Source organism: Microcoleus sp. (assembly GCF_049646505.1).
Lineage (GTDB): Bacteria > Cyanobacteriota > Cyanobacteriia > Cyanobacteriales > Microcoleaceae > Microcoleus.
Window position 1 is genome coordinate 1 of sequence record NZ_JBARVX010000562.1, and the last position, 14966, is coordinate 14966.

Consider the following 14966-nt stretch of genomic DNA (forward strand, 5'->3'; position numbering starts at 1 on the left):
TGCTGCTGGCAATTTGGGAACTGCGGACTTTGTGTTTACAGGGACGATCGCCAGTGCTCCGATTGCAACTTCTCCTAGCTCGTCGGGTAGCGTTGCTGATTTAACTGCTGCTGGGAATACTTTCCCAGTCGCCTTTAACAACTTCGGTTCTGGTGCTGGCGGTTACAATTTCAGCACTCCTGTGTTGTTTACTGGAGATGCTAGCGGTAATAACGTCACTGGTACTGAGTTCTCCGATATTTTGAACGGTGGCTCTGGTGCTGATATTTTCGACGGTGGCGCGGGCGATGACAGCATCTCCGGCGGCGCTGGTAGCGACAGTCTCTTTGGCGGCGCGGGTAGCGATACTATCAGGGGCGGCGAAGGGAATGATACTTTAATCGGCGGTGCGGGAACAAATGTTCTCAGCGGCGGGCTTGGTGCTGATGTGTTCGTGTTCGCCGGAACTACTGCTGGCGGCGGGGATATCATTACCGATTACAGCATTGTTGATGATGTAATTAACCTCGACCAGTCTGCTTTTGTCGGGCTTGGAGCGGGGGCTTTGGATTCTAGTTTCTACGCTTACAGCAGCACTGTTGCTACTGTAAGTGCGATCGAGTCAACGTTGACTGCGCCGTCGATTATTGCTCTCTTCGATAGTGTAGCTAATACTACTAAGCTGTACTACGATAGCAACGGTTCTACGGTTGGTGGCAACAGTTTGTTTGCTACTGTCAATGTCGATTTGGGAGTTTCTGGTAATTCTGAATTGGTCTTGTTCTAAAGGGCAAGAATTCCGTTCTGAATATCGGCGGTATGTGTGGGGACAAAGCAATGCTTTGTCCCAATAAAATAAGGACACAGCATTCCTGCGTCCTTATTTTGTTTCTCAACCTGTCCTTATACCAATTTCAAAAAATAGCGCTACATATCTACCCCCCCCAACCCCCCCTTATAAAGGGGGGGAGTCAAACTTTCGGTAGTAGCATAACTTTATGAAATTGGTATTATTTTGTTTCCAACCGCTGCCGCCATTTGCTGCTAATTACATCTATAACTGTCACTACAACCAACAAAACTAACATCATTGTAGTAGCCTTGTTGTATTCAAAAGACCTGATATAATTGACTAATTCAAAGCCAATTCCGCCAGCGCCCACTACTCCCAACACCGAAGCGGCCCGAATGTTGTACTCGAACATCCACAGCGTGTAACCGAGGGCTAGCGGCAATACCTGCGGGAAAATTCCGTATTGCGCCACTTGCAGCCAAGATGCACCGACTACTTCTAACGATTCGACCGATCGCGCTTCCACAGATTCGATCGCCTCCTGATAAAATTTAGCAAGATAGCCGATCGTATAAATTCCCAGCGCTAAAGTACCGGCCGGTGCGCCCAAACCAGTCGCCGATACAAACAGCAATCCCAGCACAATTGAAGGTACTGAACGCACGGCATTTTGCAATAAATTAGCCAACCAGCGCAACCACTTCGGTGCTATGTTGTGGGCGCTGCAAATAGCAATTGGTACAGAAATGATTGCTCCGATTGTTGTTCCCCACAGCGACATTTGAACTGTTTCGATTAAAGCTTTAATGGCTACATCAATTATTTCGAGATTCGGCGGCCACAAGCGCGAGATAAAATCTGTCATGTAAGGCCAACTGCTTGCCAAAGTTGCTGCGTCAATTTCTAATCCCCGCAGCGCCCAACCGTAAAGTAAAATTAAGCCTGCTGCTATACCGATATTTTTAATCCAGCCAGGATTTTTTGAGGGATTAGTTGATTTGTTTTCGGTCATTTGCGTTGATTTTTAATTTTTTTTAAACGAACCGCGAAGACGCGAAGGGCGCGAAGGAAGAGGGGAGAAGATAGGAGTTTAGACTGCTAGTTTGGGAGGTGTTAGTTGGCTGAGTTTGTCGGACAGGTTGTGGCATTTGCCATCATAAACTATCTGACCGGCATCGAGGACGATCGCCCGATCGGCATAGGTGCTGGCCATTCCTAAATCGTGCAATACTACAACTACGGTCATTCCTTGTTTTTGGTGCAGTTGGGCGAGGATTTCCATTACTTGTTGGGCGGCGATTACGTCTAATCCGCTGGTGGGCTCGTCGGCGAGTAAAATCTTAGGTGATTGGATTAAGGCGCGGGCGATGGCGACTCTTTGTTGTTGTCCGCCGCTGAGCAGTCCGGTTTTTTGATATGCTAGGTCTTTGAGTCCGAAGTCTGCTAGTAAGTCAAATGCTCGATCGCGCTGCTGCTTCGGAAAACCCCACAAAGTCTCCCAAGTATTCAAGCTTCCCAAGCAACCGCAAAGCACATTGTCGATGGCGGGTGACTGTTTTACTAACCCGCCACCTTGAAAAATTAAGCCGATATCGCGCCGAATTTGTCTCAGAGTGCGCGGAGTTATGATTGTATCGTTAATCCGAATTTCTCCTGTTTTGACGGGGACTAACCCGACAAATGAACGGAGAAGTGTAGATTTTCCAGCACCGTTTAAGCCGAGAAGCGCTACAAATTCGCCCTGTTTAATCTTGCAATCTATTCCGTTCAAAATCGGGCGGTTTAGCGCATTTGAATAAGCTGTTTTTAATTGGCTGCATTCGATAGTCATAAGAAGAAGTTCGGCAACGGATTATGTAACGGATGTAACGGATGTAATTCCGTCGGAAGAAGTCATTAGTCATTAGTCATTAGTCATCAGTCATTAGTCATTAGTCCTCAGTCATTAGTCATTAGTCCTCAGTCATTAGTCATTAGTCATGTTTGGCTGTCGCCTCCGAGCTTTCCGTCCAACGTCATCAGGAAGAAGGAAGAAAAAATTTTAGCTATTTATATTGATTTTTAATTGACCGTGTTAATTTGGTAACTATTTGTCGATCGACTTTGCCATTAATATATAGCCTTTCTCAAAAAAGTGAGGTATGCCCAATTCCCTATGCCCAATGCCCAATGCCCAATGCCCAATGCCCAATATGAGAGCACAGAAAGGCTATACTGTCTCCTCGATGGGTAACAATAAAATCGGTTCGCAGTGAGGACTTTAGTCCTTCTTTTTTTGCAGGCTGTCGTCCTCACTGCGAACCTTTACTCTCGCTACGAACCTTGATTTTAGGGTTCGAGTTTGGCGCGCACCAAAGCTTGCCGCAAGGTTGCTAAATGGCGCGTATGATCGACTTTAACTAATCTCTGAGAGTTGTACAAACTGCGAAACAATTGATTGTTTGCTGGTTCGTTCATTTTCATGAAAGCATTAATCAGTCTTTCCCGCATCGGTGCAGGAACGCGATCGTCTATCACAATTCCGTGGGCTGGAACTCCGGGAACTTGTTGCAAAACTCGCAATCTCTTGCCTTCTTCGGCTGTAATCCAAGGCGGTAGCAAAGCATATTCCGAGACAGCTCCGACATCTGCTTGACCTCTTAAAACTGCTTGCAAAGCGCTGCTGTAACCGTCACCATAGCTGACATTTCCGAAAAAATTGTCCAGTCTGTCCGGCCCTGAAACTAATCTTTGACCCACTAATTCTGAGATTGGAAAAATGAATCCCGAACCGGAAGTTCGAGAGGCGAAAGCCATTTTTTTGCCTTTCAATTGTTCGAGGGTTTGCTTTGCTGAACCTTTGGGGCGCAGGGGACTGTCTTGGCGCACTACGAACACTGAATCGTAGGTATTTCCGCCGGAATAATCGCTGCGAACTTCTGCTAAATACATCCGCGCTTTGGCTAATTGTTCTGCTTTTAATGCCGCGCGCCCTGCTACAAATGCTACATCTGCTCTGTTGGCCCTCAATGCTTCTACGGCGGCGGTTTCGTCGCCGATGACTGCATCGACGGGCATTCCGATTTCTCTGGAAAGTATTTGCGCTACTTGATTGGCTTTATTTTGCAAGTCTGTAGCATCTCTGCGGTTGGCAAATACGATTCTAATGCGATTTATCGGAGCTTGTGCTCTTAAATCTAGATCGCCCTGCTGCGTTGTTTGGGCGATCGCCTTTTGCCCGACTTCCACGACAGTCGCTGTCAAAGCCCCCAACAGCAACACTCCTGCGCTAGCGCTTGCTAGCGCTTTAAACTTTGCATTCATTAATCTATCTCCTATGCAACTGCAACTACTTGATAATGTATACCAATAATCTTGACATTATGTTACAGCTCTTTTGATAATAAGTTGCAATTATTAGATAAGCATTCTTGATATATTATATCAGTAAAAGTGATAATACTCTGACTCAATGTATGGTAAAATCCCGCACTAGCACCCGAAGCAGAAAAAATATCGCAGCCAACCTTGGTGATAAAAATCCCTTTCTCGTCTGTTTTCCCGATGTGGAAGGGCGGCAAAGCGCTTGCAGGGCAAAGCTTTCAAGACTCCGGTGCAGGCTTGGGGAAGTGTCGCCAAACAGACTAATTGTCAAGTATTTTTTAAGTGCGAGAATTTTGGGCCCAGGGTTCGTTTAAATTTCGCGGTTTTCTGTCGGGATGCGCGGATGCAATTGCTGGGGGCGCGCGCGCCGTCATTAGGAAAATAGACTTTTCGCTACTGCATTGTATAGAAAATGTCGCAACTGTTGTGGAGGCGGAAATTCGCAAAATAATGTTTTTTATGTGACAGAAAATGCAAGAATTGGGGAAATTGTCAGCGGGGGAAATGTGGACAATCAAAAAGGTCGATCGATTTTTTAATGTAGTTAAGTCTGCCAATTTGTGACTCCGAAAGTTAGCGATTTCGTAATTGCGAAAGTCCGCTAAAAGTTTAAAGCCCTGGCGGACTTTGGGGCGGGCGCTAAATATTTGGCATTTCCCAAATATTAAGGATTGACAAATTTGAGCAAAGTCAAGAGTTCTCTGATAAAATACTTCCACAGCAAACTTTGATAGGAGAGCACAATGTCTTCAGAAACCAACTCAGCGCCTTCACCTACCACCGGTGCAGATGCGATCGATGTTGCGATCGCCTCTGGAAACGATTTTGACGGCACTCCGATTCCGAAGGCCAAATTAGACCTTTACGAGCAAGTGATGGGCTTAGAAGCCGGGAGACAGCGCAGTGGCGTGTCGAATACAATGCGATCGCGCATTGTCCGAATCGGTGTCAAACATATCGGACAAGAAGAACTCGATAAAATGCTGGTTGCGGCCGACTTTGCACCGCTGAAAGAGAAAGAAATCGCTTTTTATTACGGCGCTAAATAAATAGCATTCATCCTATTTTTAGCAAATCATTTCTTAGTCCGCGCAGGCGGACTTTGTTTGACAAGGAGCGGTTTCAACCGCCGAATTATCTAAATTTGATATTACTCAGGTTTCAAATCCCGTTCCATCAGCCCCAAAACTGCTTGTTCGGGAGTGATTTCACCATTTAATAAACGATAAACTTGACGGGAAACCGGGACTTCAATCTCGCGCCGCGAGGCTAAATCAATCAACACATTAGCAGTATTAACTCCCTCAGCAGTGCTCTGCAATTCGTGCAAAATTTGCTCTAAAGATTTGCCTTTAGCTAATCCAAAACCAACTCGATAATTGCGGGACAAAGGACTGTTGCAAGTAGCGAGTAAATCTCCCAAACCAGACAAACCGTAAAAAGTTTCGGCGCGAGCTCCCAAACGAACTCCTACCCGAATCATTTCTGGCAAAGCGCGAGTCAGCAGAGCAGATTTAGCATTAGTTCCTAATTGTAAACCGTCGCAAACACCAGCGGCGATCGCAAATACATTTTTCAGGGTTCCACCTAACTCAGTCCCCAGCGGATCTTCATTCACATAAACCCGAAAAATATCGGAACTGTAAATATTTTGTACTTGCTTCGCCGCTGCTAAATCCCAACTCGCCGCTACCGTTGCAGCCGGCAATCCCTGCTGAATTTCTTCGGAAAGATTGGGGCCAGAAACTACGACTATTGAATTGTTAGGAAAGGCATTTTGCCAAATTTGAGACGGAGTGCGCGTCGTCGCAGGGTCTAAACCTTTGGTGACAGTAACTATAATTGTAGTCGGAGTTAAGTTTAAGGCAAGCACTCGATCGACTGTTTCCCCAACTCCCTTCATCGAAACTGCGGAAATCACAACATCGGCACCAGTTATCACTGATTCTAGACTAACAGAATTGCTGCGCGACCACAAATTAACGCGATCGCCCTTTTTGCTTCCCAGATTTGCCAGGGCCGAACCCCATGCACCCCCGCCTAATATTGTCAAGCTTGCCATAAAATTTAGTGTGACGAATTTAACCGCAGATTAACCGCAGATTAACACAGATAAATTACAGATAAATCATAGCAATCAATCTGCGTTAATCCGCGTGCATCTGCGGTTAAAAAATCCCTACTCTACAACTGCGGACGCAATCCGTAATGGCGGTAACGCCAATAATCTCGTAAAATGATATCGTGATCGAAACACAATTGTGCAGGAATCTGCCAAGATTCAAAAAACTGTAAATTTTTAGCATCGTCGGCGGCTTGAGGTTCCCCCGTTGCAGCAGCCAAGAATACAATGCTGATTGTGTGTTTGCGGGGGTCGCGATTGGGGTCAGAATAAACGTAAAACTGCTCGATTAATTCTACATTCAAGCTGGTTTCTTCTAAAGCTTCGCGTTTAGCAGCCGTTTCTACCGATTCCCCGCAATCGACAAAGCCGCCGGGAATTGCCCAGCCGTAGGGAATGTTGCGACGTTCGACGAGTACGATCGGGCGGTGCGGGCGATCGACCAATTCAATGATAATATCAACTGTAGGAGCGGGATTTCTATAAGTCATTTTGTTTTTTGTTGGGAATCGGGAATTGGGAATGGGGCATTGGGCATCGGGAATCGGGAATCGGGCATCGGGCATCGGGAATCGGGCATCGGGCCGAAGAGCATCGGGAATCGGGAATCGGGCATCGGGCATTGGTCATTGGTCATTGGGCATTGGGTATTAATGATTTTATATGTAACAAATAACAAATAACAAATAACAAATAACAAATAACCAATAACCAATAACAAATAACCAATAACAAATAACCAATAACCAATAACAAATAACCAATAACCAATAACCAATAACCAATAACAAATAACAAATAACAAATAACAAATAACCAATAACAAATAACCAATAACAAATAACCAATAACAAATAACAAATAACAAATAACCGTCAACTAACATTATGCCTAAGTGGCTGGGAAAAGTTTTAGGTATCGGTACGGGTGCAATCCTCATACTAGGTGCGACTGGATACTGGTACGTTTTTATTGCCGGAGCACCTCAGTTAGACCCTCCGAAAGTAATAGTAGATGCCAACTTAAATTTTGAACTCAAAACATATAAAAGTGCAGCTATGAATTCAGAGCGCACCTACGGCTTAATTTTACCGCCTGGGTACGCAAAAAATCCCAAACAGCGCTATCCAGTGATTTTTTTGCTGCACGGCGGGCACGGAAACGCGCGCGCTTATCAAGACAAAGCTGCTGTTACTTCTGTACTTCACGATTTATATAAAACCAAAAGATTGCCGCCGTCAATTATCATTACCCCTGACGGGAACGACAACCGGGGTACGAGTCCTTTGTGGGACCCCCAGTATTTTGACGGGCCCAACGGTCGCGTGGGAACTGCGATCGGCTCCGAGTTGGTTCAAATCGTAAAATCTCGCTACAGAACGCAGGAAAACCCCAAATTCTGGGCAATGGGAGGACAATCTTCGGGGGGTTGGGGAGCTTTTAATATTGGTTTGCGCTACTTGAATAATTTTAATATTCTGTTCAGCCACAGCGGTTATTTTACCGATGGAAGCGGCAAAAATAACAGTCCTAAATATTTAGTGGAAAAACTTTCTGTTAAAGATAAACAGCGGTTGCGCGCTTATTTGGATGCAGGGGAAGAAGACAAGGAATTTCTGACTTCTACGCAACAATTTCACGAACAGTTAAACCGTTTGGGTGTTGCCAATGAGTTTAACAAATTTCCGGGCGGACACGGAATTGTTGGTCCTGATGTCGGTTGGAATTATTGGCACAAGCATTTAGCCGATTCATTGAGTTATGTTGGAAAACAGTTTAAGATATCACTGGCCGCACAGAAAAAGTAGAAAGGTGAACTGTGTTACCCCAAAAAACTAAAATTGGACTCTGGACGGCATCATTTTTAACTGGATTGGTAGGAATTATTAACCTGCTATCTGCGGTAACTCCCAGTTTACCCGATCGCCGAAATTGGCTGGAACCGTTTTTTCCTTTTACTGTGCGTGCTGGCGGGCATTTTTTTGCAGCAGTTATCGGATTTATGCTGCTAACTTTGGCAGCTAATTTGTTGCGGCGCAAGCGGATTGCTTGGTTGTTGACTGTGGGACTGTTAAACGTTTCTATTGTAATTCATTTAATTAAGGGATTAGATATTGAAGAAAGTTTGCTTTCTGGGGTGCTGCTGTTGCAATTGTTGGTGATGCGGAAGACATTTACCGCTCAATCCGATCGCCCTTCAATTGCTCAAGGAATCCGCGTTTTGGTAGGCGCTTTGTTGTTTACCCTCGCTTACGGGACTGCTGGTTTTTACATATTGGACGGTCGTTTTGAAGTTAACGAACGAGCAGTTAATTTCAATTTGGACGATGCTTTGTACCAGACTTTCGCGATGTTTTTTACGGCGGACAATGCGGGTTTGGTTCCGAAAACTCGGTTTGCTAACTTTTTCGCAGATTCGATTTATGCTGTCGGTGCGGTAACGCTTGGTTACGCACTTTTGATGCTGCTGCGGCCGGTGCTGCTGCGAGATTCGGCAAGTATTTCGGAACGCAATAAAGCTCAAGAAGTTGTAGCGGAATACGGGCGGACAACCCTAGCGAGACTGGCGCTGCTTGAGGATAAATCTTATTATTTTAGTCCTTCGGGAAAAAGTACGATCGCCTACGTGCCGAAAGGTAGAGGTGCGATCGCCCTCGGAGACCCCATCGGGCCGACTGAAGACCGCAAAGAAGCAATTCTGGGGTTTCAAGAATTTTGCGATCGCAACGATTGGTATCCAGCATTTTATCAAACTTTGCCCGACGATTTAGAAATGTATTCTACTCTCGGTTTTCGAGTAGTGCAAATTGGCGAAGAAGCGATTTTAAATCTCAAAAACTTTACTCTCAAAGGCAAGGCAAATCAAAACTTAAGAACTGCGATTAACCGACTGACAAAAGCAGGACATCGTATCGAATTTTACGAACCTCCTTTAAGTGCGGAATTGATGCGGCAAATGAAAGCTGTTAGCGACGAGTGGCTGCAAATGGTTCAGGGTGCGGAAAAACAGTTTTCTGTGGGTTGGTTTGATGAGGCATATTTGCAGAAAACGCGCGTCGTAGCGATTCACACTCCCGACGGTAAAATCAGTGCTTTTGCTAATATGATATTGGTGGGAAATGATGTTGTTGGAGTTGATTTAATGCGGCGGCGCACCGAGGTAGAAAACGGCACAATGGAGTGTTTGTTTGCTTCGATGTTGCAGCACTGTCAAGAGTTGGGATATGCAGAATTTGATTTGGGTTTGTCGGCTTTGGCTGGTGTGGGAGAATCTGAAAAATCTGGGCGGTTGGAAAAGGTTTTGATTTATCTTTCGGATCACTTGAGCAAGTTTTATAATTTTAAGGGATTGCACAGTTTTAAAGATAAGTTTGGGCCGCGCTGGGAACCGCGTTATTTGGTTTATCCGAGTTTGGGAAGTTTGCCGGATGTTGTGGTTGCTTTGATTCGAGCCGATTCGGGCGATAGGCTTTTGGATTATTTGCGTCCTGGAGGGTAGAGGAAGAAGGAAGAAGGAAGAAGGAAGAAGGAAGAAGGAAAAAAGAAGAGGGAAGAAGGAAAAAAGAAGAGGGAACAAGTTCATTGCTCGTTGAACTGGTTCCCAGGCTCTAGCCTGGGAACCCATATCTAGAGGCTCTGCCTCGCTGCTCTTGGGACTCGGAGGAGGCAGAGCCTCCGGATCTGCGTTCCCAGGCTAGAGCCTGGGAACGAGCAATCAAATGACTAAGTTACGCCAAGCCCCGCAGCGGCACGCACTGCTTCTGCAAAACCTCTGAGTACAGCTTTTCTAGCTCAGTAATATTTTGACTGAGAGTGTACCGCTCGATCGCCCGTTGGCGTGCTTTTTGGCCGAGCAGCATTCCAAACTCAGGATGATCGCAAAACAGCGGCAGCAAAGTTTGCAACTGACTCCGCACCCGCTGAGTGTTCAAAACTATCCCCGCCCCTTCCTCCAAGGCTTCGCCGTCAGCACCCGCATCCGTTGCCAAACAAGCTAAACCGCAGGCCATCGCTTCCAGCAGCGACAGCGACAGTCCCTCCACCAAAGAAGGCAAAATAAATACATCTGCACCGCGCAGAATTTCGATCCGGCGCTCCTCCTCGGCGACAAATCCGAGCCACACAATGCCCTCCTCTTCGCCGTAGGACAGTTGCAGCGAGGTGGCGAGGGGCCCGTCGCCCACCACGGCCAACACGTTACCAGGCCCAAAATTGCACTCTTTCCAAGCCTTCAGCAGAGCCTCGACATTTTTCTCCGGCGCAATCCGGCCTTGGTAGACAAAAAGTCGATCGGCCTTTAACTCCGACTTCAACCCCGAAGGCCCGGGAGAATACTTCGTCGCGTCTACTCCGTTGGGAATCACGGCTACCCGTTCTTGCGGTACTCCCAACTTCATCAAAATTTCCCGCTGAATGTAAGAAAATACGATCGTCGAGTCGTAGTGAGCCAAAAACGGAGCGTAGAGTTGATACATCAGGTGTTGGGTTCCCGATGTCAAATTCCGCAATTTGCGATCGAACGGCGGGTGAAAAGTCGCCACCAAAGGCAAATTCAATTCTTGACAAATTTCCGGCAGCAGAAAATCTAGAGGCGAAAGCGTCAGGGAAGCGTGAACAACATCGGGTTTCAGCCTCCGCAAAGATTTCATCAACACGGTGCGGGATTTGAGAGTCGGAATCGTATAAATTTGCGATTTGTAGTGGCAGGGTAAAGAAACTTCGTTGCAACTCGCCGGCGAGAGCGAATTGGTAAATGAAGTTTGAGCAATGGAAGCTCCCCATTTCCCATTTGCCATGCTCCACGCCGTATTGTTCCTGTCCAGCGGGCCGGCTTCTTGGGCAAAGTGCAGGAAACTGACCTGGTATCCCCGGTCTAACAGTGCGTTGGTGACTTCCCTGGAGTAAGTGACGTTACCGCAAAAAGGTGATTTTTTTCCTAGCCAAGCGATGTGCATTTCGAGTAAATCAGAGTTTGTTATTTTTTAGATTCGATCGACTTTGCTATTAGTGCTACGGAAAATATACCAGGTTAAGACACCGCCAGCGATCGCCAATCCAGCCAAAGCCAAAAACACAGCAGGCAAACCCAGAAATGTTTCCGCTACTCCCGCCAAAGCTAATGGTAAACTCAAAGCGATATTAGTAGCATTATTTTGCAGCCCGAAGACTTTTCCCCGCATTTCTTCTGGGGTTTCTGATTGAATTGTCGTCTGCATCGGCACTCCTACCAATGAGGCAAATAAACCCAACAGGGTAATAAAAAGCACCGAGATCCACAAATGGTGCGTAAATGCAGAAAGGCCCAGCAAAGCAAGTGCCATGCCAACCGATCCGATTAAACTCAGTTGGGAATGAGAAAGTTTGTGGCCGAGATAGCCGACAGTTGTTGCCCCAACAGCCATCCCCACGCCCACCGCAGCCAGCAAAAAGCCAAATTGCGACGCTTTCATACCGGGCAGCATTTCTGCCAGCCGCACCGCTAGAACTGCCAAGGCTGCAAAAATGGAAAATAGAATAATTAGTTGAATTAAAGCATTGCGGACTTTGGGTTGAGCGTTGATGTAGCGCAGGCCGTCTTTTAAGTCTGCTAGGGGATGGGGCGGTTCGTGTTCGGCTTCGTTTTTTTCGCCTGTTTTCATCAACAGCAACAGCACTCCGGCGAAGGCGTAACTTCCGCCTACTACTATTTCTTTGCCGATGCCGATTCCGCCGCCGAGGTTGGTGAATATGGTGTCGGCTAAAGCCAGTAAGGGTTCCCCGACGGCAAAGCCGATAATCACCGAACCCATCATGGTGGTGGTGTAGAGGGAGTTTGCCGATAGCAGGTGGTGGCGTTCCACAATTAGCGGAATCACTGACTGTTCTGCTGGGGCGAAAAATTGAGTTAGGGTCGAAACTAGGAATGTTACTAGCAGCAGCAAGCAGAATCCGAGCGGCAGTTGACCGATTTCAAAACCGTCTGAGAGCCACAGCAGCAGGGGTAATGTTAATACGAAGCCTCCCCGCAGCAGGTTTGTGGCTACGAGCACGGCTTTTTTCGACCAGCGATCGACATACACGCCTGCGGCGGCACCGAACAGCACTGCGGGTATGGTAAAGGCGATCATAATTGCTGATACCCACCTGCTGATGCTTTGATCTGGCGCTTGAAACCGGCTGGCTACGAGGGCGATCGTCAGTACGAGATAAACTTTATCTGCTAGTTGGGAGAATATTTGTCCGCTCCACAGTGCTAGAAAATTGCGGTTTTTGATAACTGGCAAAAATCCTGTGTCTTTTTCGGGAGTTTCGGTAACTGCTTCGGATATTTCTGCTGCTGGCTCTGCTGTTGGCGGCCCGACGGCGGCAGGTTCGCTGTTACTTTTGCTCGCCTCTGTTTCTGGATTTGTCAGATATTTATCCATTTCTGGGTGTTGGGCGTTGTTCCATTGTCGATCGGCCGAGACTGGCGAGGACTGATAATCGGGAACATTTTCTCGTTCTTCCATCTTGTGGTTGGTCGCAGCTAAAATAGATATTCTCAAATCAGAATCGGACAGTCGCATCATAGGATTGGGGGGTGGCTCGCTGGGGATTGTTCGGGGTTGGGGATGTGAAGTTCAAATTGAGTTTTTTAGCTCCTAAATTTAGTAATTTATAACTTGATCTATTATCTAATGTTGGGAGAAGGTTGAGAATTTACCTGAAATTGCCGGCAGGTTCGGATATCCCGCCGGCTCTGGGTGCTGTACGATCGCCCGTTCACTTCTTTAACCTAAAATTTAAAACTCAAAATTCTCTAAGTAAGCGTCGATCGAGCTTCCCGATCGAATCGTGCAACCTAAATGATACTGGGCATACTGTCGCAAAATATTTTCGACAGATACCCAAGCTGCGCGATCGGCAATCCCCTCTTCTAGTTCTGCACTACCCAACTGTTGCAGCGCTGCTAATTCCTTAGCATTTATTTGGAAATTTGTCAAGTGTTTGCTGTCGCTCGTTGGCCGGGAACGGGAAGCGACTCTGTAGGATCTGCCAATTTCAGAGGATAGTTCAGCTTCTAAGTTAGCTAATTCTGGCAAGCTAAAGGTTCCCCCAGAGGGTATACTAAAGCCGGTTTGCCAGTTCGGATCGCTGAAATTGGGGGCGATCGGTTGTCTGGTGGCGCAGCAGACTTGGACTTGGGGCGCGAGACCCGCGAGCGCTAGCAAATGAAAAATGCCCTGGGCGAGGTGGGCGACGAGGACGGCGGCGGATTGGATTTCTGTGCGATCGGACAAACGCTCCAAACGGCTCAAATGTTCGCCCAGCAACCAAAATAGTTCTTCTTGGGGTTCGTCGGAAAGGGCGCTGGCGATCGCCAATTCGGCCAGATATTGCGCGGCGGAGAGTTTCCCCAAGTTGCGGCTCAAACCCGGATAGGATTCGACGGTGGACGCTTGGGTAATTTTGTCGAGCGATCGGCCTTTGGCAATCAACAATTCGTTGACGACAAATAACTCGCTTCTACCGCCAATGCTCGATCGCTGTTTGCGAACACCGGGCGCTACAGCTCGAATTAAGCCGAATTCCCGCGTTAAAACAGTCAGCAGGCGATCGGATTCGCCGATGGGCGCACTCTTAAGATTGATACCAGTTGCTTTGTAAGTTCGAGTCACTCGATTTGATATTTGAGATTGGAGATTGGAGATTTACAACAGTAGCAAAAACAGTCGGCGACACAGAACTTTTATTTGTAGGGTGTCCACTGCGTACCAATTTATACTCGTTAACAGGCTCTGCCTGGTAACGCAGATCCGGAGGCTCTGCCTCCTTTTCTCAGCCGAGGCTCTTCCTCGCTTATATGGGTTCCTGTCGCAGAGCCTCTTAACCAGCTAACCGCAGTAAGATAGGTTTGTAGTGCGGACTTGAGTCAGCTTTTAATCCTGTGGCGAGGCAGAGCAAGAGTGATATGGGTTCCCAGGCAGAGCCTGGGAACCAGTTAACTACTGACTACTAACTACTAACTAATAACTACTAACTAATAACTACTAACTAATAACTACTAACTACTAACTAATAACTACTAACTACTAACTACTAACTAATAACTAATAACTAATAACTAATAACTAATAACTAATAACTACTAACTAATAACTACTAACTAATAACTACTAACTACTAAATAAATTATCGCGCTGGCGGAGTAATTCCGGGCCGCGAGAAGTCCCCAAACGAGTAGCACCAGCTACTACCAAATCTAGAGCTTGTTCGTGAGTCCGAATTCCCCCAGCCGCTTTAATCCCAATCCTTCCCTTCGTAACTTCGTTCAGCAGTCGCACATCGTCAACTGTCGCCGCGCCAAAAAAGCCAGTGTTGGTTTTTATATAAGCAACACCAGCTTCCATACAAATTTCAGCAGCTAATTGTTTTTCGGGATCGGAAAGCAGCGAACTTTCGATAATTGCTTTGATGGTAAGATTTGTTTCTTCGCAAATTCGGGCTAATTCCTGATGGAATTCGTCGATTCTGCCAGCTTTCAACAATCCTAAGTTAACAGAGACATCTAACTCTACGGCTCCATTGTCGGCGGCTTCTAGAGCTTCGTAAAGTTTTACCGTTGAAGTCGAAGCACCAGTGGGAAAACCGATAACAGTGCAGACTTTGGGCTTTTTGCCGTGCAGCAATTGAACTGCTTGTCGGACGTAGGCGGGATACACGCACACTGTCGCAAACCCAAATCTCTCT

At 46.7% G+C, this 14966-nt stretch carries 13 protein-coding genes; 4 read left to right on the forward strand and 9 right to left on the reverse strand.

Translation table 11 applies throughout. The features are described 5' to 3' along the window. The coding region (locus WBA89_RS26400; RefSeq protein WP_424410618.1) for a calcium-binding protein at window positions 1-766 on the forward strand (766 nt) is incomplete at its 5' end. A 223-nt stretch (window positions 767-989) separates the two neighbouring features. Here WBA89_RS26400 and phnE read toward each other — a convergent pair. From phnE to WBA89_RS26415, 3 genes are all read right to left on the reverse strand, one after another. After that, the gene (gene phnE, locus WBA89_RS26405) at window positions 990-1784 is read right to left on the reverse strand and encodes a phosphonate ABC transporter, permease protein PhnE (RefSeq protein WP_424410619.1); all 795 of its coding nucleotides are present in this window, start codon (window positions 1782-1784) and stop codon (window positions 990-992) included. A 78-nt stretch (window positions 1785-1862) separates the two neighbouring features. Continuing rightward, window positions 1863-2603: a phosphonate ABC transporter ATP-binding protein gene (locus WBA89_RS26410; RefSeq protein WP_424410620.1), complete on the reverse strand. Its 741-nt coding sequence runs from the start codon at window positions 2601-2603 to the stop codon at window positions 1863-1865. Window positions 2604-3100: 497 nt separating this feature from the next. Next, entirely contained in the window at window positions 3101-4075 is a 975-nt protein-coding gene (locus WBA89_RS26415) for a phosphate/phosphite/phosphonate ABC transporter substrate-binding protein (protein WP_424410622.1), read from the reverse strand. An 803-nt stretch (window positions 4076-4878) separates the two neighbouring features. Between WBA89_RS26415 and WBA89_RS26420 the strand changes: the two genes are divergently transcribed. Beyond that, window positions 4879-5184 (forward strand): small RNA NsiR4-regulated ssr1528 family protein, encoded by a 306-nt coding sequence (locus WBA89_RS26420; protein WP_424410624.1) that lies wholly within the window; start codon window positions 4879-4881, stop codon window positions 5182-5184. A 101-nt stretch (window positions 5185-5285) separates the two neighbouring features. Here WBA89_RS26420 and WBA89_RS26425 read toward each other — a convergent pair whose 3' ends face one another. After that, the gene (locus WBA89_RS26425) at window positions 5286-6197 is read right to left on the reverse strand and encodes an NAD(P)H-dependent glycerol-3-phosphate dehydrogenase (RefSeq protein ID WP_424410625.1); all 912 of its coding nucleotides are present in this window, start codon (window positions 6195-6197) and stop codon (window positions 5286-5288) included. A gap of 122 nt (window positions 6198-6319) precedes the next feature. Next, on the reverse strand, window positions 6320-6748 hold the full coding sequence (locus WBA89_RS26430; RefSeq protein ID WP_424410634.1) for an NUDIX domain-containing protein: 429 nt from the start codon (window positions 6746-6748) through the stop codon (window positions 6320-6322). Window positions 6749-7144: 396 nt separating this feature from the next. Here WBA89_RS26430 and WBA89_RS26435 point away from each other — a divergent pair, with 396 nt between their 5' ends. Together WBA89_RS26435 and WBA89_RS26440 are read left to right on the forward strand one after the other, a co-directional pair. Next, entirely contained in the window at window positions 7145-8065 is a 921-nt protein-coding gene (locus tag WBA89_RS26435; protein ID WP_424410626.1) for an alpha/beta hydrolase, read from the forward strand. An 11-nt stretch (window positions 8066-8076) separates the two neighbouring features. Then, complete coding sequence (locus WBA89_RS26440) at window positions 8077-9756, forward strand: bifunctional lysylphosphatidylglycerol flippase/synthetase MprF (protein ID WP_424410627.1); 1680 nt, start codon at window positions 8077-8079, stop codon at window positions 9754-9756. Between the two features lie 229 nt (window positions 9757-9985). Here WBA89_RS26440 and WBA89_RS26445 read toward each other — a convergent pair whose 3' ends face one another. The 4 genes from WBA89_RS26445 to deoC all read right to left on the reverse strand — a co-directional run. Beyond that, window positions 9986-11212, reverse strand: a complete 1227-nt coding sequence (locus WBA89_RS26445; RefSeq protein WP_424410628.1) for a glycosyltransferase family 4 protein — start codon at window positions 11210-11212, stop codon at window positions 9986-9988. A gap of 27 nt (window positions 11213-11239) precedes the next feature. Further along, the gene (locus tag WBA89_RS26450) at window positions 11240-12805 is read right to left on the reverse strand and encodes an MFS transporter (protein WP_424410629.1); all 1566 of its coding nucleotides are present in this window, start codon (window positions 12803-12805) and stop codon (window positions 11240-11242) included. A 213-nt stretch (window positions 12806-13018) separates the two neighbouring features. Further along, window positions 13019-13894 (reverse strand): DNA repair protein RecO, encoded by an 876-nt coding sequence (gene recO / locus WBA89_RS26455; RefSeq protein WP_424410631.1) that lies wholly within the window; start codon window positions 13892-13894, stop codon window positions 13019-13021. Window positions 13895-14392: 498 nt separating this feature from the next. Next, on the reverse strand, window positions 14393-14966 hold a 574-nt coding region (gene deoC / locus WBA89_RS26460), incomplete at its 5' end, for a deoxyribose-phosphate aldolase (protein ID WP_424410632.1).